Source organism: Rhodopirellula sp. JB055, assembly GCF_043100905.1.
GTDB lineage: Bacteria > Planctomycetota > Planctomycetia > Pirellulales > Pirellulaceae > Rhodopirellula.
Genome location: NZ_JBICHO010000231.1, coordinates 1 through 19,565, shown reverse-complemented (window position 1 = coordinate 19,565; position 19,565 = coordinate 1). Strand labels below are relative to the sequence as shown.

The following is a 19,565-nucleotide window of genomic DNA, read 5'->3' as shown; positions in this document are numbered from 1 at the left end:
GCAGTGCAGCAAGCGACCGTCCGCGGAAACAATCGATGTGGCTGCCGTCCGCGGCCCAACGGCGTCGATCGACATCACCACCTTGGCTTCGACTCCGCCACGATTGATTTGCGAATGCAGGTTGTCAGCGGCGATGGCCACCAATCGCGAAGAGGCCTGTTCCTGCAGTTCATCCCACCACGCCGCTTCCGCAGCGTCGCGAATGATCGCTTCGTTTTCGAGCACCAATCCAGACAGACGATCCGCCAACGGTCGGTTGAAACCGGCGGCGGTTTTTTGCAGTTCCGCGACCAACTTTGCCGCGTCGTAATCAAACGCACACTGAGCGACCTGGCTTCGTAGGGCTCGGCCCAGCATGACCAATTGGAACGAACTCAGCTTGTTGGCAGGCATGCTTTTGCCAGCCAAGGGTTTCAGAGTGCTGACCAACCAACGACGGCGACGCTGCCTTGGGGAAATCTTCTTGGACTTCTTCGGCTTCGCTTTCGCGGGCGCTGCTTTGGCAGCCGGAGCTGGCTTGGCCGCAGGAGCTGTCTTGGTCACCGACTCCGCTGACTGGTCAGCGGCGACTGGAGCTTCCGACTCAGCAGGCTTGCCAGCATCTGCCGCGGGAGTGGCATCCGCCGCAGGGGCATCAGCAGCAGGGGCTTCTGACGCGACTGGTTCAGCAGGGGCAGCCCCCGGCGCGGTCTCCGCCGTGGCGGGCGTTTCGGCCGCGGTTGGCTCCGAAGTCGCCGCAGGTTGTTCGCCAGCGGGAGCAACGGGCTCCGACGCAACTGGCTTGACAGCCGCGGTTTCGGGTGCGGCGGTTTCCGGTGTGGCGGCTTCGGCCACGGGCGTTTCCGCCGCTGGTGCAGCCTCTGTGGTTTCCGTCGCGGCTTCCGCAGCCGGCTTGGCTGCATCGACACTCGGCTGAGCTTCCGCCGGTGCGTCCGAAGCATCCTTTGACTTCTGTCCTTTGGGCTGAGATTCAGCGGACTCGGCCGAATCGTCTCCCGTTTGGATGTGCGGGTCGTGAACTTCCATCACGCGAATTTTCGCGTTGCGAGACAGCCAGCGGACTGCGGCACTCACGATTCGCGGATCGCCAATCAATCGCTTCGCGATGGTCGCGTCCAATTTTGCCAGCACGCCATCGACATCGGCTGGCGCATTTTCCGTGGCAGGGGCTTCGCCGTCCGCCGCGGCTTCGGTGGCGGCGGGTTCCGCAGCCAAGGCTTCTGCCAGCCCTTTCAGGTCTTCGCCGTCGCCTTTTCGAGGGTTCAAAACACGGACAGCCAGACGCTGCGCAAGCCCCGCAGACTCGCCAGACTCCAATTTGACGCGGCGACTCAGCCGATCGAGCAGCCGTTTGGACTGGGCATTGCCGATCGCTCGTCCGATCGCAGGATCCGCCAATGGAGTTTGCTGCCAAGCGGTTTGCAGGTCGGCTCGGTACTCGTCCAGTTTCTTTTGGGTCCGCACCGCATGGGCGAGATTCCAGAGACTGGCCTCGTCGATGTCACCGAGCTCGTCACGGCGATACCGCGAAAGGAAAGGAGGCGTGTAACCTTGCTCAATCAGTGGCAGGGCCAGGCGTAAACTCGAGACCTCGCATCGCCCGCGTTGGGCGATTGCGTCCAGATCAACAGTCATCGGATGTCGGTCGCTTTGCTAGCATCGTGGGACGATTCGAATGCGCGCGTGGCAGATTCCTCTTACGAGTGACCTAGCCATCGGTCAAAACAATGCGGCGATCGAATCGAAAGAAACAGTTGAGATTGAATCGTAAGCGTCATTCACCATCGCTGATGAAGCCACATGGGGCGGATCGAAACACCGCCGCCAAGTCAGCGTCGCGAGGACCTTCGGTGAACAGCCACGAACGGAGGCTTGGAACCAAGGCGGGAGAATAGCGCCGTACGCGCGAACTGTCAACCTTCTCAGATACGTGATACATACTGACCACTCAAGCGACGGACAAACCGTTTCATCTCCAAAATGCTGACGATCGCGTTGACCCGAGAGGCGGGAAGCCCGCTGCGGAGCGTCACCTCGTCGATGGCGGTGCCCGAGGTTTCCACCGCAAACAGGACTTGCCGCTCGAGATCGTTGAGCGTCATTTCACGTCCATCTCGAATCGCATCCCCCCCGTCGTCCACGGTGGCTCGAGACACATCGCTGCTGAGCGGCCCGAGCAGTTCCAACACGTCGTCGGCGTGCTGAATCAAGGTTGCACCGTCTCGAATCAGGTGGTGACACCCCTGCGAAGCCCGGCTGTTTACCTGCCCGGTAAGGGCTCCAACGTACCGCCCAAGCTCCGTTGCCAAACGAGGGGTGATCAGCGACCCGCTCCGCATCGGAGCCTCGATGACCAACGTCGCTTGCCCGAGTGCCGCGATGATTCGGTTGCGTTGGGGGAACATTCCGCCGCGTGGCTGCGCCATCGGAGCGTATTCGCTGATCACGGCCCCGTGCTGAGAAATGTCGTCCGCCAGGGCCCCATTTTCTGCTGGATAAATTTTCCCGAGTCCCCCGCCGAGAACCGCGATCGTTCGCCCATCCGCCTCCAAGGCCGCCCGATGAGCCGCCGTGTCGACGCCTCTCGCCAGCCCACTGACAATCGTCACCCCAGCTCGCGCCAGATCCATCGCAATGCGGCGCGTTTGCTGCAATCCGTAAGCCGTCGCGTGCCGCGTCCCAACAATCGCAACGGCGACCGTGTCGCGAGGCAGAATCGAGCCCCGGCAAAAGATCAATGGCGGGGCGTCGTCGAGCTCCTCCAGTGCTGCGGGATACGTCGACTGTCCACGACGCAGAATGTCAACATCCTTGGCCGCACACCAAGCGAACACGTCCTCGATATCAACATGATCATCCGCTGTTTCGATCACGTGAGCCAGCTTCGGCCCCACGCCATGAACCGAGGCCAGTAACCTCTTGTCCGCGTTCAAGATGGCACGAGCTGAACCGAACGCGTCCATCAAGGACGTCAACGTCCTTGGCCCCAACCCAGGAAGCAAACACAACTGCACCAATTCACGAGTCGTGTCTTCATTTCGAATCTCGCCGTCTGACTCATTGTCGTCCAACATACCTTCGACTTCGTCTGGCACCGCACTCTCGTGATCGCTTGGTTCACAATCAGGATTCGATCGACCGTCGTTCATCGGATGAGCTCCATTGAATGGGTTCGCACGAAATCGCCCCTGGTGAAACTTCCATGCCGTGAACATCCACAAGGGAAAGTGTCACCCCAGACGCCCCACCTCAGTGGTTCAGGCCAATAGAAAAGCGATCGCGGAGCCACTAGCATAGCAGTTCTCCTCATACGGCTGCTTCGTTCCTTCCCCCTCTGCTCACAAATCACGGTCGACCACATGTCTTTTCGGGCCGCGTCCGGCTTATGCCAAAACCTCTGCGACAACTTGGCAAAGGTCGTCTTAGGCAAAGATGAACTTGTCGACTTGTTGGTGGTCGCGTTGTTGGCCGGCGAACATGTTTTGCTAGAAGACGTTCCCGGGGTCGGCAAAACGCTGACTGCGAAAGCACTCGCTCGCAGCCTGGACGCTAAGTTCACGCGTCTGCAATTCACGCCTGACTTGCTGCCCAGCGACATCACGGGCAGCATGATTTACCGCACCGACACCAGCCAATTTGAATTCGCACCGGGACCGATTTTTGCCAACATCGTTTTGGCCGACGAGATCAACCGAGCCCCACCACGAACTCAATCGGCGCTGCTCGAAGCAATGAGCGAAGGCCAAGTCACCGTCGACGGTGTGACTCATGAGTTGCCAAAACCGTTCATGGTCGTCGCCACTCAAAACCCCTTTGAATACGAAGGCACTTACGCGTTGCCCGAGAGTCAACTCGACCGATTCCTCTTGAGGACCTCAATCGGGTACCCGTCGCGCAACGTCGAGCGAGACATCCTGACGACTCACCAATCAGGTGAACCCGTTGACGCTCTTCAATCGGTCGTGGGCACCGCCGAAATCAGCGACGCTCAAACCTTTGTGGGACAAGTCCGCATGGACGATTCTCTGGTCGATTACTTGCTGGACATTGTCGAAGCAACGCGTCACCACGACGCATTCCAAGTCGGTGTCAGCACGCGGGGCCTGATCAGTTTCCACCGCGGATGCCAAGCCATGGCGATCCGTCGTGGTCGCGACTACGTCACCCCAGACGACATCAAACAAATGGCAGTCCCGTCGCTGGCCCACCGCGTCTTGGCAGAAGGCATCTTCCAAGGCGGCAACCGAGCGGTGGTCGAACAACAATTGGCGGATTTGATCGAACCCATTCCCGTGCCGGTTTAAACCAAGATGTCATTGCAGCGACGCAACACTCGCAATCGTCTGACGCGGCTCGGTTGGCAATTCATGCTGATCGGCATGTTTGGGCTTCTTGGTGGCTCGCTGAACGGACTGAACTTATTGATCGTGGTGGCCGCGATGACACTGGCCGTTTTGCTGGCCCAATGGCGAGTCAGCCGATCCAGCATTGAATCCGTTCGAGTCGATCGACGAATCCCCAGTGAAGTGTTCGCGGGAAAGGCCGCGCGGATTCGCTATCAAGTCAGCAACCGCCATCGCTTGATGCCGCTGTGGTTGATTTGTCTCAGCGATCAAATCATGCGAACCGGCGCGGACACCACGTCTTCTGATTCCAGCAACCACTCTCCGGCACCGACGACCAACGTCCACTCGATCCACACCGGCGTGGGTTTGCTGCCGCCTTCGCAAGCGACCAGCGCTTACCTCGACATCACGTTCCAAAATCGCGGCCGCTACCAGATGGGCCAATGGCGAGTCTCGACAACCGCTCCATTTGCTTTGTCAACAGCATGGCGTGAATCAACCGAAGAAGAAGAATTCGTCGACGTGTACCCGCGTCTGCTTTCCCTCAACCGATCTTGGCGGCAACTGTTGCCCACCAAACTGGGCAACGTGTCCTCCTCCGCTCACCGCCAAGGACACGCCGACGAAGTCTTCTTTGGGCTTCGCGAATACCGTCGAGGTGACAGCCGTCGACACATTCACTGGCGAACCACCGCCAGAATTGGAGACCTGGTTGTTCGTCAATTCGAACAACAACGACGCCTGGACCTGTGCTTCTTGGTCGATGCCCATTGCCCACCCTCCGCGACTGAAACCGATCCGCCTCATCAACACGTCGAACTCGCGATCAGCCTTGCCGCCACGCTGGTGGTTCAACTCTTCGGGGGTTCCGGCAGTCAAATCATGCTGAGCGTTGCCGGACAACAAAACGAAACCTGCGGCGGCGGATTCTCTCGCGAAACCCTGCGCCGGATGCTGCAAATCCTCGCTCGCACTCAAACCACCGAAACCCCCGATTTGGACCAATCGCTGGAACAAGTGGGCCAGGCGGTCAAGCACTTGCCCGATTTGGTCGTGCTCAGCCCAAGACCACTGGCAGAAGTATTGGAAGCCAATGACAACCAAGCCTCGCTCTTGCGACAATGGCAGCAACGAGGCCGATTGAACTGGGTCAATCTGTCGAGCCGAGACGCCATGACCTGGATCGCCGCAGGATCGTCTTCCCAATCATCCGCCGAGGCACTTCATGAGTGACGCTTCGATCACTGACGATGACATGAGCCGCTCCGACGCGCTCAACTTGCGTGAACTGCAGGCGATCACTGAAACCATCCCCGATTCGCCGCTTCGGCTAAGAACCAAACTCGCCTTCGCGCTGGTGACCATGCTCAGCGGACTGGTCATCGGCAGCAGCGGAGAAACCGAATCGTTGCCGATCATCGTGGTGTTCTTCAGCATGACTGGATTCCTGCTGGTGGACTGGCTGAAACTATTCGCGTTGCCCGCCGTGATCGCCTACGCCGCCATGGCAATCGCCGCGATCTACTGCGTGTCAGGGTTCGTACAAGGCATCCATGTTGGCAACAAAATGGAAACCGTCGCGGAACTGCTGGTCATCGCGCAGTCCATCTTGATGCTTCAAGAAAAGACGTCGCGGCTGTTCGAACAACTGATGGTTTTTGCGTTGCTGAATTGCGTCGTCGCGGCGGTGTTCAACGATGCCTTCGCTTACGCGGTGTTCTTCATTCCGCTAGCAATTTGCAGCGGCATGGCCATCGCGCTGCTTGCCGCCGACAACCTGGTCGATCAAGCTCAATCGCCCGACCAACAGGCCAACCTGCGAACGCTGCCATCGGATGACGAGGCGGAACCTGACGATTCCAATATCACCTGGAACAACACCGCCGCCGTCGATGCATTCTCGCGCGTGGGCGTGAAGCTGCCTTGGATGATCGCTGTGATTCTGTTCCCGGCCGTGCTGATGTTTGCCGCCCTGTTCTTCTTTGGCCTTCCGCGACGTGTGGACGCCAACCGTGGAAGCTCGCAGGGTGCGGCGATGGTTGGGTTCAGCGACAAACTGCAACTGACCACGATCTCTCAAATGCAACAGAGTGCACAGCGTGCTCTCCGAGTCGATTTAATCGATCGCAAAACCAAGAAACCTTATCCCGCAGTCGGCGATTTGTATTTGCGGGGCGCAGTGCTGGAACAATACCTGACCGATGATGCGACGAGTTGGCGAGCAACCCCGGTTTCCACATCACCGCCACCACCACTCCCGCCCGAATTTGTCCCCCGACGAATCAGCGACACGAATTTTTATGATCGCGTCAATGTTCGCGTTGCTTGCGAATCGATGACCACCGAGTCGCTCTTCGCTATCGCGCCCTATCACTGGTCACCCGGCAGTGACGATCTGATGGAACTCCGCGGCAAGTGGACGATCGCGCGTCGCAGCCAGTCAGGAGGCTCCGTCTCCGCCGGTGAAATGGGGACACCCTGGTACCCACCGGTCAAGTACCAATTTGGAACCCACGCGTTTCGCAGTGGCGTTCAGAGCCGCTGGTTGGCATACGAAACCCCCGTGCTCGATCGGACCTTGGAGACCCCCAATTCCCCCAACGACCTGACCGTCAACGACCTGAATTACCTGGACCAATTGCTGGAATACCCACAGGTCCTGATTCCCACCGCTGAATCAATGGCCAACAAAGTCGTTGAAGACCTGCCGCCGAACAAACGCACCTCCGCCAGCATCGCCGAGGCCCTTCAAAAACATTTGTCGCTGAACCGCGACTTCCGCTATTCGTTGCAACCCAATCCATCCGCGATGGTTGGGGTCGACCCGATTGAGCAGTTCCTTTCCACAGACCGACGAGGCCACTGCCAATTTTTCGCGTCGGCGTTGGTGATGATGCTGCGCAGCCAGAACATCCCGGCTCGCTTGGTCGTGGGCTACCACACCGACGAGTTCAGCGAACTGGGGCAATACTTCATCGTTCGTCAAAACCATGCTCACGTCTGGGCGGAAGCCTTGATCGCTCGCGAAGACATTCCCATCGGAACTTCGGTTTATGGACAACCCAAGTCGGACTACTACTGGCTGCGTTTGGATCCAACCCCGGGTGGCGGAGGCGTGGCTGGAACCGAAGCGGGCAGCAACCAGATGCTGGATTTTGCACAGGATCTGTGGGACGACTATGTGATTGAGATGGATTCCAAGCGGCAGGAAACGGCGCTGATGTCGACACCGGGTTTGGCTCCCATGACGGCGTCCTATCGATCGTGGATTGATCGCACCAAAGAATTCGCGATGCGAATCAATTCAGGCGATGTCGAAGGCATTGGCGGTGGGGAACTGTTTTCTTGGCAGGGTGCCGTCGTGGCGATCGCGCTCACCATCCTGGCCTTGATCGGATTGAAAATCCGCTTCCCACGATGGCTGCGGAATAAACTTGGCAAACACCGACCAACCAAAGCACCTCGTCCCACGATCCCGTTCTACGCCGAAGCACTCGACCTGCTTTCGACGCTCGGCATTGAAAGAAGCCCCGGGCAAACTCCTGAGGAACTGACTCGGCAACTGGAAATCGCCGACACCTCCATGGGCTTGCGATCCAGCCATGCCGCGCCCGCCGAACTCCCGCCAGACTCCGCTCGAACATGGCAGCAACTTCATGGCCCCATGCGTCGATTGACCGACGCCTTCTACGCATTACGGTATGGGCAATTGCCCGTGGCAAAAATAAAACCCACCGGCCCGGTCTCCAGCACCAGCCCCAAGGGCACCGCCGCAAACCCAAAGGCCGCTGCCCTCGCGTCCTCCACCGACTCGGTACTGTCGTCGCGTCCCGACCTGGAAGACGCACTGAACACCCTTCGCCAAATTGCAAAGCATTCCTCTCCATGATCATCACCATCGACGGTCCAGCCGGGGCGGGCAAAAGCAGCATCGCGCGACGCGTTGCCCAGGAACTCGGGTTCGAATTCCTCGATACCGGAGCGATGTATCGCGCGGTGACCTGGGGTGCCATGCGACGCGAAATCGCTTGGGATGACGTCGACGCATTGGCCGAATTCGCCGACGCAGCCTGTTTGGTCTGGCAAGACGACCGCATCTTCCTGGACGACCAAGACATCTCCGAGGAAATTCGCGCCCCGCAGGTCACCACCCACATTCGACACCTGGCCGACCCGCCAAGAATTCGCGAGCGGATCTCGGCCCAACAACGCCGCATCGCTGCCGGACGTGACATCGTCACCGAAGGCCGCGATCAAGGCACCGAAGTCTTCCCCGACGCGCACTGCAAAATCTTTCTGACCGCCTCGCCGGAAGAACGCGCCCGCCGCCGACAACAACAACTCGCCCAAAACGGCCGCGTGATGTCGGTGGAAGAAATTCTGGCAGCCCAAAATCAACGCGATCTCGAAGATCGAATGCGGCCCGTTGGAAGATTGCGAGCCGCTGCCGACGCGATCGTCCTGCAAACCGATGGCATGACACCTGACGAAGTTCGCGAAGAGGTCCTGCGATTGGCACGCAATTGCCTGGATGCCTCGGCGACCAATTCCACCTCGGGTGATGCCAACGCATGACCACGCCTGCCATTGATCCAAGCGACGACACCAACACTCCCGCTGCCATCGCCGCAGGACTGGTCGCTCAATTGAAACAATCGCAACACCGTTTGATCTTGGCAGAAAGCTGCACCTGTGGCGCAGCCGCTGCAGCGATCGGAAGCATCCCTGGTGCGTCCCAAGTGTTCTGCGGCAGTGCAGTGACCTACCGAGAAACCACCAAACAAGCGTGGCTCGGAATCACCGCAGCCGACTTGAAACAGCACACCGCTGAAAGCCAAGCGATCACCAACGCGATGGCGACTTCGGTCCTGGAACGCACCCCCGACGCAACCATCGCAGCCACCATCACAGGGCACCTCGGCCCCGACGCTCCACCCGCGGTGGACGGCATCCTCTTCATCGCCGTCCTGCAACGCGGATGCGAACTTGAAGCACAACGAATCGTCCTTCGCAGCTCCACCCGCCAGTCCCGACAAACCGAAGCCACCGCCAACTTCCTCGCCGCAATCCAACGCCACTTGTCGTTGCCTGGACGCATCCCGGCCAACGAATAGCTGCTTCCCGATGACTCCTGCTTACCGAAGCCGATGCTTCATCACTCGAAGCCCTGGGCCGCGGGTCACAACAGGAATCAGTTCAAAATCAAAGCGTTGATAAAGTTGGAACTCACTCGCCGTTTTGCTTTGTTTCCTTCAATGAAGGCAAACGTTTACCGCGACTGGACGACTCAGGCTGCGAGTCATCGAGCAAGGAAAGAACACCGGGAAGCCCCACAGCGGCACAAACTCAAACCACCTTTCTCCTCGGTTGCCATATCCGGGGCGTTTCTTTCCACATCCACTGCAAACGGTGCGACTTCGCGCGTGCCGTTTGATGCTGAGCCCAATCCGAGGTCGACACACAGCCCCCGGTTCAACCACGTCTCAAGACGTGTCCATCCTTCGATTCGGCGGAAGAGCCAAATCATTTTCGACAATCCCCAGGTTGTCTTTCATTTCTTGCGCGGCATTCCTTCCTGTTTCGAAGCCTTTGACATGTCGCTGGAAAGTTCGACAGGAACCGATATTTCAGGGTGAACGTTGCACCACTTTCTGCTGATGCGGCCAAGTCCAATGCCAACAAGCTTTCAGAAATCACTTGGTCGATGTTGGCATCGGCGAAATCATGATCGCGCATCCGCTTCCGGAACTCATCGTGGCCGTCAATTGGCTATTCGCGGTGACCTGGCGTGACTGAATGACCACCTGCTTTTTGTCGTCTGGATCTTCCGCGTAGATTTTGGCGGCAAACTCTCCCGGGCCCAAGAAATCGAGCGGGATGTCGAGGCTTCGGGCTTCGTCGACAATCGTTCCCACGAACCACCGATCGCCTTTCCGCCTGGCGACCGTCATGTAGCTTCCGATGGATCCGTGGACCACCTTCGAGTCATCCCAAGTCGTTGGCATCTCCTTCCAAAACTCAAGTTCAGGATAACGATTCTCTGGATATCGATCGGCTTGGTCGTACCAATGCAGGTATTGCAGCGGACTGTAGAACACGACTCCCAAAGCAAGCTGAAACGAACGGCTGACGACACGGCCATTCAAATAACAGGGCGTGTAATCGCCAGCCCCTGCGATCATGCGAGCATACGAGGTGGTCAGAACATTCTTTGGCGGATTCCCTTTCTCTGGCAATTCCTCATTTCCAAGGATTCCTTCGACGGTCAACAGATGTGGGTAGGTGCGTTCGATCCCGGTCAACCGAAAGTTGTCATGAATATCAACGATCAGTTTGTACTTCGCGGCTTTCTCGATGGCAGCGTACAAGAATTCCATGTCTGACTGGCTCGTCCAGTCAACAAACCCCATCTTGACCCCGCGAATGCCCCATTGCTGGTACGTCTGAAATGTTTTGTCCAGGTCGTATCGTGACATGGCAATTTTGTTGATGTAGCAGATCAATCCGATACCGTGCTCATTCGCATAACGAATCGTCTCCTGCATGTCGATCGAATCGATGACCGTCAGTGGGTTCGAATTCGCATCGCGTTCGGGGCCATACCAGCCCGCGTCATAGTGCACATATTGGTAGTTGTTCGCGGCGGCGTAGTCGATGATCGCTTTGGCACCCTTCGTCGTCAGGCTGCTTCGCCAGACCTTTCCAGGTTGGATCCATGAGGTGTCATTCAGCTTGGACGGCGGTGACAGGTTTTGAAGCAAATAGTGATTTTCAACCAACGTCCCAGGTTGTTCCGCCACCATGATCACTCGCCAAGGCGTCGTCAGTGACTTGCTTGCTGACACAGTCCCGCTTCGAAACCGCGTGACCAATTGATTCTTACCGGATCGATTCAACATCATGGGAGCGTAGTGCCCAATGCTTCCAGCTTCTGCGATTGCCACGAAATGCGATCCGGCTTCGACCAGCAGCGGGCGAATCGAACGGCCCGGCATCTCAGAGATTCGCAGCTTCGAATACCGTGCTTGCGGATAATCATCCCAGTAAACAAAGTGATCGTCGGTGAACTGAAAGTGTGTGTCTTCTGATTTCAGTTCCAACTCATCGATCCCTTCCTGCGGAGGAATCGTGTAACGGAACGCCACCCCTTCATCGTATGCACGGAAGGTTAGCTCAAGTCGAAGTGCCTTCTGATTTCCCCCACGAAGCTGAATGACACATTCATTGTAGGAATCAGGGTAGGAAGCTCTTGAACCGACCACGGGAACCCAACTCCCGTTCGCCGAATCGGCCTGCTTGCTCTCGACAACGAACCGATCACCGAGTTCGCCTCCATCTAGAACCAGAGAGAGCTCTGAATTCTCAAGAATGGGGACGTTCCGAAACGCGACGCTGTAATGCGGCACCCCATCATGAAGCGAAAACTGAATCGAATGATCTCCGGATGGAGACACGATCGTTGTCTCTTCCGCTGCCCAATTGCAGTTCGATGTAGAGAGGAGCAACCAACATGCAATTGGAAAAGAAACCAGCTTTGGCATTGAGATCATCATTTAGATTCGACAATGGTTGGCACGACCGTTGAGCACTTGCCAGATAGCGGCAAGCGAGGGGAAGGCCAAAGGGGAACAGGCAAATCGATTTTACCTTGAATCGATGCGACGACGCTTTGTGATTCAACCGCTGCACAAGATGGGTTTCGCGATCAGCTCGGAAACCCAGACTTTGGTGACAGATAAAACAAACCGCCTGTCATGGTGAATCCAGCGGGCGTTTGCCACCACTCGAAAACGCAGCAAGCACCAAATCGGTAGCGCCCGCGAGGGACCTGCTGCGTATGAAATCAATCACAGACCGGAAGCCTGTGACACTTGAGATCAGACCAACTTGGTCTTGCCGGGGATCGCGAAAGCGGGTTCGGGCAGGGACGCTTTCATGTCCAGGTTTTCTGGAAACAAATCCAATGTCGATTCGTTCACCACAAAATCCCACGTCACCAACTTGCCAGTGTAGGCCGCCATGCGTCCGAGCACCGCGGTCAGCGAACTCTCTGAAGTCTCTTTGAATTCAACGATCGGTTGGCCTGAACGAACACTGTCGACGAGGTCCTTGTGCTCTTGCTTGTAGGCTGCGCCCAAATCACCTTTCATCGACCACAATTCTTTGCCATCGCGATCGTGGATCATGGCCCCACGATTGATACCATAGATCGTGCAAATACCTTTGGAACCATAAATCACGTTGGAATTATCGGTCTGCGAGCCTGGAATTTGGCGGCACTTGAACGAAACGGTCCGGTTACCGGGATACAGGTAGTCGATGCTCATGCTGTCCCACATCTCACTGCCTTCGGGGCGAGTGAACCGACCGCCGCTGCCATAGGCCGACTCAGGCGGTCCGCCCATGATCCAGTTGATCGCGTCGATGTTGTGCACCGCTTGCTCAGCAATCTCGTCACCTGACAACCACATGAGGTGCATCCAGTTGTAGATCTGGTACTCGGTGTCGCTCATGCCTTCCTTGCGAGTCTTGTTCCAAATCCCGTTGCTGCAATAACGAGAGGTGGCGGAGATGATGTCTCCAATCGCACCATCGTGCAGTCGCTTGATCGCTTCGACATAGTTCGTTTGCCGGCGGTACTGGGTGCCGGTCACAATCGAAGTTTTGTTCGCGATGGCTTTGTCATTCGCTTCGACACACACGCGGTAGCCAACGGGATCGACGCAGGTTGGTTTCTCAGCGAAGACATGCTTTCCTGCTTCGACCGCATCCAAGACATACCGAGGTCGAAATCCCGGTGGAGTTGCAAACAACACGACATCGATTTGAGGATCATCAAGGACCCGTTTGTACGCGTCGATGCCGCCATACATCTTGGATGGTTCCACGGCGACCTTGTCCCCATGGCGTTTCGTGAGCGACTCGCAGATTTTGCCGAGCTTGTCGCCTTCGACATCCGCGATTGCGGCGAGCGAGACATTCTCGTTGATGGTGAGCGAATCGTTGATCGCTCCCGTTCCCCGGCCGCCAGCCCCAACCAACGCCAATCGAATGTGGGAGTTGGGTGATTTGCTGACCGATTCAGCGGGCTCAGCCCCGCGAATTGGGCGAGTCGCTGCGGTGGCGGCGACCCCGGCTGACAAAGCCGCCCCCGTGCCGATGAAACGGCGACGGGTCGGCGCGTTGCTGTCAGCAACCATGTCGGTGGCGGAGGTTGAATCGACGTTCGATCGAGTGGTTTTCGGCATAATGGGCGGGCTCCTGTTGGAGAATGCACGGGTGGGAAGAACACGTATGTTCTCCCCAGTTTAATGCAATTTTGCCGTCCATTTTGAAATTGGGCCAAGATCGAATGTCACTCGCCGTTCTGCGACTTTCCTCAACCCCACTCGACCGCTAAGACTCAGCTCTCGGCCCTAAGAGCCCTGTGCGGCTCAGGCTTCGTCGAGCAGATCGACGGCTGCGAAGGCTTGGCCTTCCAACATCGCCAAGCTGGCACCACCACCGGTGCTGACGTGGCTGACGTCGTCGGCAAATCCGAGCTGATCAACGGCAGCGGCACTGTCGCCACCCCCAATGATGCTGATCGCGTCGCCGTCCGCAATCGCTTGAGCGACCGCTTTGGTGCCAGCGTCCATCGGTGGCTTTTCGAACACGCCCATCGGCCCGTTCCAAACAATCGTCTTGGCCGACTGGATCACATCGGCGTACTTCTTCGCGGTTTCAGGTCCGATGTCCAAACCTTCCATGTCATCAGGAATCTCACCGGCGGGAACAACCTTCTTGTTGCAACCAGCGATGTTTCCAAAGTCGTCACCGCAGTGCGTGTCGACAGGAAGATGCAGTTTGTCGCCGCCCTTGGCCATCAGCTCTTTCGCCAAGTCAACCTTGTCCTTTTCGACCAACGACTTGCCGACTTTGCCGCCACTGGCCAATGAGAATGTGTAAGCCATCGCTCCACCGATCAAAACCGCATCGCATATACCCCGCAGGTTGTTGATGACGTTGATTTTGTCGCTGACCTTTGCTCCGCCCAGAATCGCGACGAAGGGTCGCTCGGGGCTGCTGATCGCATCGGTGAGATACTGGATCTCTTTGGCGACCAAGTGCCCGACCACGCGGGGCTTGCCGGCCATCGCTTCGGGGACGGCGACCATCGACGCGTCTTTGCGGTGGCAAGTTCCAAAGGCGTCGTTGCAGTAAGCGTCTGCCATGGCAGCCAACTTGCCAGCGAACTCCGCGTCGCCCTTCTTCTCGCCTGGATTGAAACGCAAGTTTTCCAGCACCAAGACTTCTCCAGCGCCCAGCGATTTGGCTTTGCTGGTGGCGTCCTCCCCAACGGTGTCGGTCGCGAAGTGAACGGTGCTGCCGAGCAACTCACCCAAGCGTTTCGCGGTCGGCGCGAGCGAGTATTTCTCGTCGCCTTCGCCTCCGGTGGGTCGTCCCAAGTGGCTCATCAAAATCAGCTTCCCACCGCGATCGATGACACTTTTGATGCTGGGCAATGCCATTCGAATGCGGCGGTCATCGGTGATTGCGAGCGAATCATCGAGAGGCACATTGAAGTCGACTCGCATGAGGACGGTTTTGTCTTGAACGTCGATTTGGTCAATGGTTTTCTTGGCCATCTGCCGGGAAACTCCGAGGGGGTGTTGAGTGGGGTCGATTTCAGTGAACAAGTATCGGCGAGCAACCCAATTTCGCGAAGGGGACCGACAAAAGCCCCTGTTTTTCGCGGTCACTCCGCGATCCCCCCATCGAGAACGCGACCTCGCGCATTCTTTTTCTCACGTCGTGCCACCGTCACAACCGAAACAATGAGAGCGGTGACGAATCGCTTGCGGTTCGTCAACAGCACCGGTCCGCCGTGAGTTTTGGTGGAACTGACACACGTCGACCGGGGGTCGTTTTGGACGATCGCTCACAGGAGCGATCCTTATCGCGACGGGAAACGCCAGCGAGCATTTCTCGATCGCAGCCGATACCAGCGGGGGTGGTGCGAGTGAGAACTGGCACCGGGATTGCAATGCGCCATGACCAAACGGTCACATCATCGCGAGACACCCTGGTACGAGACAGCCTGGCGGCCAACGCCTCCGGTCGGTCTCTCGTCGGCCCCCGCCTGCGAACCCATTCGCCGCGAAAAATGGACGGCCGAAGCACCTCGGCCAGCCCCATGATTGGTCGGCTTGCGTGCAGGCACATCGTTGCTGCAGTGCTGCTGACCTTGGTCTGCTCGGCCGTATCCGCCCAATCGCCTCAGCCCGCTTCGCCGCGTCGATTCTCATTGCTGCCAAACTCCGGTTCACCACGAGTGGGATCGACGGCACATCGCCAAGAAATCCTTGACGCGTTGCCGATGGATCGGCTGACGGACGAAGCCAAACAACGGATTCTGGGGATCGCGGAAAAGCCCACTCTGTTTCGTCGCTTGCCATCGCAAATCATTCCTTGCGACCGAGATATGTTCCTGTTCTTGACTCGCAACCCGGATGTCTTGGTAGGGTTGTGGGATCTGATGGGAATCACCCAAGTTCAATCGACCCGGACTGGCCCGTATCAACTCGATGCCAGCGATGGCGTGGGCACACTCTGCCGAGTCGACTTGGTCTACGGCGATGCCAACAAACACATCTTCGTCGTCGACGGATCGTACGACGGAAAAATGACGCCAACCGAAATTCGCGGCAAGGGCGTGTTCGTGCTGGAGTCCACTTACAAGGTTGGCGAAGACGGACGCACGCGAGTCTCAGGGACGCTGGATTGCTTCGTGCAACTGGACAGTCTCGGCATCGATTTGATCGCTCGAACGATGAGCCCGATCATCGGACGCTCCGCCGACAGCAACTTTGAACAGACCGCGCAGTTCATCGCTCAAGTCAGCGAAGCCAGTGAACGCAATCCATCGGCGATGCTGGACATCGCAGCTCGATTGCCGCAGGTCAACCAACCAACGCGAGACGAATTCTCAAAGACCATCCTGGACGTGGCACGCCGCGGACAACAAGTCGCCGCGCGAGCACGCGAAAACTCGAACCAGTGATCACGTGGCGACACTGGCTCCATTCAGTGTCAGTGTGTCGTCTCGGTTTTGCCTCGGATGGGGCCGTCATGCTTAGCTCGGGGCGGAAACCGAATGGCACTTACTTCACCCTCCCTCTGGGAGGGTCGGCCCGCTTCGGGCCGGGGAGGGCGAACCTAAGACCCGGTGTGTAGCCCTCCCCTCGCTTCGCTCGACCCTCCCAGGGGGGAGGGTGAATTAAAGTAAGTGCCATTGGGCGGAAGCCCCGAGAGACCTTCAAAACGGCACGATCTCCTCAGCGAAGCGGTGCTCGTCATCGAAGGTTGGGCACGAGTTGCGAGCATGAGCAGCCGGTTCGATGGTGGAAGCACGGCGGGGGCCGCTCGTCCTCTTTTCTGTACAAAGAGAGCGTCAGTTCAGCGGAGCTTCCCACAACCCCAAGGCGGGATTTTGCACGAAGTAATACTCGGATCCATCCTCATCCGTGTGGAAACCATCCTGCAACGTGTGAACGTCATATCGTTTCATCAACGCATCCAGATCCCCCGGCGTGAATCCAACCGAAGCGATCTCTTCGTCGCTCAGTTTTCCAGCCGCGTAAACAACTTCAAATCGGTTCTCCGGTGAACCGTGAACCAAGTGAGCTGCCGCGGACGGATCGCCAGCCAAGTCTTCATTCTCAGCCACCAACTGCATCACCTCGGCTTTGGTGCGATAGCCATACTTGCGAATCAATTGGTCGATGCGTGGGTCTTCGCCAAACTCTTCCACGGCGGGGCCGATGACGGTCAACCGCCCGCCCGTCGCGATGGCTTTTCGAGTTCGATAGATCGCTTTGTTGCCCAACCAAGTGCTTTTGAATTCGTCGGGGTCCAAGTAAGCGACCACATGCTTGGGTGCCTTTGGCAGATGAGTGATGTTGACCTTGCGAGCCAGTTCAGCAGCCCGGAAAAACGTCTCGTGATCATCACCAATGAACAAACCGCGGGTGTGCTTGGTGCCATCCTTCATTTGCTGGATCACCGTCAATGCGTACAGCAAGGGCATGTCATCACAGAAATGATCGGAGGCGTAGTTCAGAATCTTTCGCAGGGGTGTGTCCGCGATTCCTAGTGTCTGATCGATGCCAACCATCGCACTGAGGTAGTGACTCTCGTTGATACCCGAGACGCCCCCGGTGCCCACAAACACGTTCTTGTTGTAGTTCGCCATCCCGATGACTTCGTGAGGCACGACTTGGCCCAACGAGAAAATCAAATCGTGCCCCCCGTCTCGCAGCATCTTGTTGACCTGTGCAGGCCAGCTTTGGGTATACACACCGCCGGTGACTTCGCTGACGTATTCCGCTGGGACTTGGCCGAGTTCCACGACGTCTTCTCGCCAACGATGTGGGCGGAACAAATCATGAGGCACGCCGGGGAACATGTGGTCCAGTTGATGGGGTTTCATCGGCGTGTGAGTGCCCAGGGCGGGCATGATGTCCTTCACCCGATCGCCCAATAATTCGTGGCAAAGCACCGTCAATTCGCCCGCTCGGCTGAACAATCGCGTCGCATCGGGAGGCAACAACAACACGCGTTCGGGCCGCTTGATCGCGTCAAACGTCTGCTTCAAAGCATCGCGGAGGTCATCCGTTGTCAACGAAGTGGTTTCCGATCCGGCAGAAAAATAGAGGGTCATTCAGCTCGCTCCAGCGACAATTTTGAAGGGGATGGCACATTCTCTCTGTCATTGGCCCTAAGATGAGGGGTGGTTCCTTCGCCGGAACCACGCCTGTCCTGCTTGCTCAATACAAAAGAGGTAGATGTGATGGCCAAGATCTTACTCGTCGAGGACAGTGCGACCCAGGCGGTCGAAATGACGATGCTGCTTCAGGCAGCCAACCACGAAGTCGTCCACGTCGCCAACGGCCAACTGGGCCTTTCGCATCTCAAGGAGCAAGCTCCGGATCTCGTCATCACCGACCTGGAGATGCCTGAAATCAATGGACTTCAGCTCGTCGAATGCATGCGAGCCGATTTCTCGCACATCCCCAGCATCTTGGTCACCAGTCACGGCAGTGAAGAACTCGCCGCCGAAGCCCTGCGTCGTGGTGCCGCCGGTTACGTGCCCAAGACTCGCATGTCCGATCTGCTCAACGACACCATCGTCGATGTGCTGGGGGTCATTCGCAGCGACGCTTCTTATGCGAAGTTGATTTCGACGCTGAAGAAAAACGTGTTTGTCTTCGACCTTCCATCCGATCCCGAACTGATCTCGCCGTTGGTGGGTTTGCTGATGCAAGTCAGCGCTGGAATGGAATTGCTACCCAGCATCGAAATGGTCCGCTTGGGCGTCGCGGTGGAGCACGCCCTGACCAACGCCATGTTGCACGGCAACTTGGAAATCCCTCGCGACAAACAACCAACCCATGGCCAACTTGCTCGCGAAGGCATCCTCAACGACGCGATGAAATCACGTTTGTCGCAAGAGCCCTACAAAAGCCGGCTGACGCACGTGGAAGCCACCGCGTCCGAGCACGCCATTCGGATCGTCATCGCGGACCAAGGCCCCGGCTTCGACACCTCCGACGTGCCACAGGCCGGTGAACTCGACTCCAGTTCGCTTGCGGCCAGCGCCGATGGGGTGGGACAAGGCGACAAACAGGGGCTGCTGTTGATCGCCAGTTTCGTCGACCAAATGTGGTTCAACGACGCGGGCAACCAAATCACACTCGTCAAACGATGCGGTACAGAGTGAACTGATGAGTAGCGTCTCTGAATTTCAAACGTCTTCGACCTACCGCGCGCTCGCCAACGCATTGCCGCTGAACCTGCTGATCAAATCGGCCGACGGAAGACGCGTTTTTGCCAATGATTCCTACCTGAAATGGCGGGGCGTCACCTGGCAAGAACTCGCGGGCAAACACGACGAAGACTTGTTCCCGCCCGAAATCGCTCGAAAGTATCGTGAAGACGACCAGAAGGTGATGCAAACGGGCGAATCGCTGCACAGCGTCGAGTCCGCGAAATTGGCCGATGACTCCATCGGTTGGATTGAACGCGTCAAAACAGCCGTCCACGATCACCACGGAAACCTGCTCGGCGTCCAGGTCCTGTTCTGGGATGTGACGGCGAAGGTCGAAAAAGAAAAGGCGGCTCAGTTCGAACAATCTCTGCTGACAACGCTGCTGGCCAACATTCCTGATTCCATCTACT

Annotated in this window: 14 protein-coding genes; 8 read left to right on the top strand and 6 right to left on the bottom strand. The window is 57.6% G+C overall.

Annotated features, from left to right (window positions below; genetic code table 11):
* Positions 1 to 1,635: Tex-like N-terminal domain-containing protein (locus ACF8AM_RS09770; protein ID WP_392555457.1), on the bottom strand; the 1,635-nt coding region annotated here is incomplete at its 3' end.
* 287 nt (positions 1,636 to 1,922) lie between these two features.
* Positions 1,923 to 3,149, bottom strand: a complete 1,227-nt coding sequence (dprA, locus tag ACF8AM_RS09765; RefSeq protein WP_392555456.1) for a DNA-processing protein DprA — start codon at positions 3,147 to 3,149, stop codon at positions 1,923 to 1,925.
* Between the two features lie 258 nt (positions 3,150 to 3,407).
* Here dprA and ACF8AM_RS09760 point away from each other — a divergent pair, with 258 nt between their 5' ends.
* From ACF8AM_RS09760 to ACF8AM_RS09740, 5 genes are read left to right on the top strand one after another with little or no spacing between them, the layout of a single operon-like run.
* The gene (locus ACF8AM_RS09760) at positions 3,408 to 4,304 is read left to right on the top strand and encodes an AAA family ATPase (RefSeq protein ID WP_392555458.1); all 897 of its coding nucleotides are present in this window, start codon (positions 3,408 to 3,410) and stop codon (positions 4,302 to 4,304) included.
* 6 nt (positions 4,305 to 4,310) lie between these two features.
* Positions 4,311 to 5,579 carry a DUF58 domain-containing protein gene (locus ACF8AM_RS09755; protein ID WP_392555455.1) on the top strand — a complete coding sequence of 423 codons (1,269 nt, stop codon included), beginning with the start codon at positions 4,311 to 4,313 and terminating at the stop codon, positions 5,577 to 5,579.
* Positions 5,572 to 8,235: a DUF3488 and DUF4129 domain-containing transglutaminase family protein gene (locus ACF8AM_RS09750; RefSeq protein ID WP_392555454.1), complete on the top strand. Its 2,664-nt coding sequence runs from the start codon at positions 5,572 to 5,574 to the stop codon at positions 8,233 to 8,235. The genes ACF8AM_RS09755 and ACF8AM_RS09750 overlap by 8 nt, the downstream gene beginning before the upstream one ends.
* Positions 8,232 to 8,921 (top strand): (d)CMP kinase, encoded by a 690-nt coding sequence (gene cmk, locus ACF8AM_RS09745; RefSeq protein ID WP_392555453.1) that lies wholly within the window; start codon positions 8,232 to 8,234, stop codon positions 8,919 to 8,921. Before ACF8AM_RS09750 ends, cmk begins: the two co-directional genes overlap by 4 nt.
* Positions 8,918 to 9,460, top strand: a complete 543-nt coding sequence (locus ACF8AM_RS09740; RefSeq protein WP_392555452.1) for a CinA family protein — start codon at positions 8,918 to 8,920, stop codon at positions 9,458 to 9,460. Before cmk ends, ACF8AM_RS09740 begins: the two co-directional genes overlap by 4 nt.
* 579 nt (positions 9,461 to 10,039) lie before the next feature.
* Here ACF8AM_RS09740 and ACF8AM_RS09735 read toward each other — a convergent pair.
* The 3 genes from ACF8AM_RS09735 to ACF8AM_RS09725 all read right to left on the bottom strand — a co-directional run bounded on the left by ACF8AM_RS09735 (position 10,040) and on the right by ACF8AM_RS09725 (position 14,974).
* Positions 10,040 to 11,887 carry a glycoside hydrolase family 97 catalytic domain-containing protein gene (locus ACF8AM_RS09735; RefSeq protein WP_392555451.1) on the bottom strand — a complete coding sequence of 616 codons (1,848 nt, stop codon included), beginning with the start codon at positions 11,885 to 11,887 and terminating at the stop codon, positions 10,040 to 10,042.
* A 336-nt stretch (positions 11,888 to 12,223) separates the two neighbouring features.
* The gene (locus ACF8AM_RS09730) at positions 12,224 to 13,594 is read right to left on the bottom strand and encodes a Gfo/Idh/MocA family protein (RefSeq protein ID WP_392555450.1); all 1,371 of its coding nucleotides are present in this window, start codon (positions 13,592 to 13,594) and stop codon (positions 12,224 to 12,226) included.
* 186 nt (positions 13,595 to 13,780) lie between these two features.
* Entirely contained in the window at positions 13,781 to 14,974 is a 1,194-nt protein-coding gene (locus ACF8AM_RS09725) for a phosphoglycerate kinase (RefSeq protein WP_392555449.1), read from the bottom strand.
* Between the two features lie 398 nt (positions 14,975 to 15,372).
* On the opposite strand from ACF8AM_RS09725, the gene ACF8AM_RS09720 reads away from it, so the two are divergent.
* Positions 15,373 to 16,389 (top strand): hypothetical protein, encoded by a 1,017-nt coding sequence (locus ACF8AM_RS09720; protein WP_392555448.1) that lies wholly within the window; start codon positions 15,373 to 15,375, stop codon positions 16,387 to 16,389.
* 390 nt (positions 16,390 to 16,779) lie between these two features.
* On the opposite strand, the gene ACF8AM_RS09715 is transcribed toward ACF8AM_RS09720, so the two are convergent.
* Positions 16,780 to 18,048: a lactate racemase domain-containing protein gene (locus ACF8AM_RS09715; protein ID WP_392555447.1), complete on the bottom strand. Its 1,269-nt coding sequence runs from the start codon at positions 18,046 to 18,048 to the stop codon at positions 16,780 to 16,782.
* 129 nt (positions 18,049 to 18,177) lie between these two features.
* Here ACF8AM_RS09715 and ACF8AM_RS09710 point away from each other — a divergent pair, with 129 nt between their 5' ends.
* Together ACF8AM_RS09710 and ACF8AM_RS09705 are read left to right on the top strand one after the other, a co-directional pair.
* The gene (locus ACF8AM_RS09710; RefSeq protein WP_392555446.1) at positions 18,178 to 19,107 is read left to right on the top strand and encodes a response regulator; all 930 of its coding nucleotides are present in this window, start codon (positions 18,178 to 18,180) and stop codon (positions 19,105 to 19,107) included.
* Between the two features lie 4 nt (positions 19,108 to 19,111).
* Positions 19,112 to 19,565, top strand: a 454-nt coding sequence (locus ACF8AM_RS09705) for a PAS domain-containing protein (protein WP_392555445.1), incomplete at its 3' end; no start/stop codon positions are given.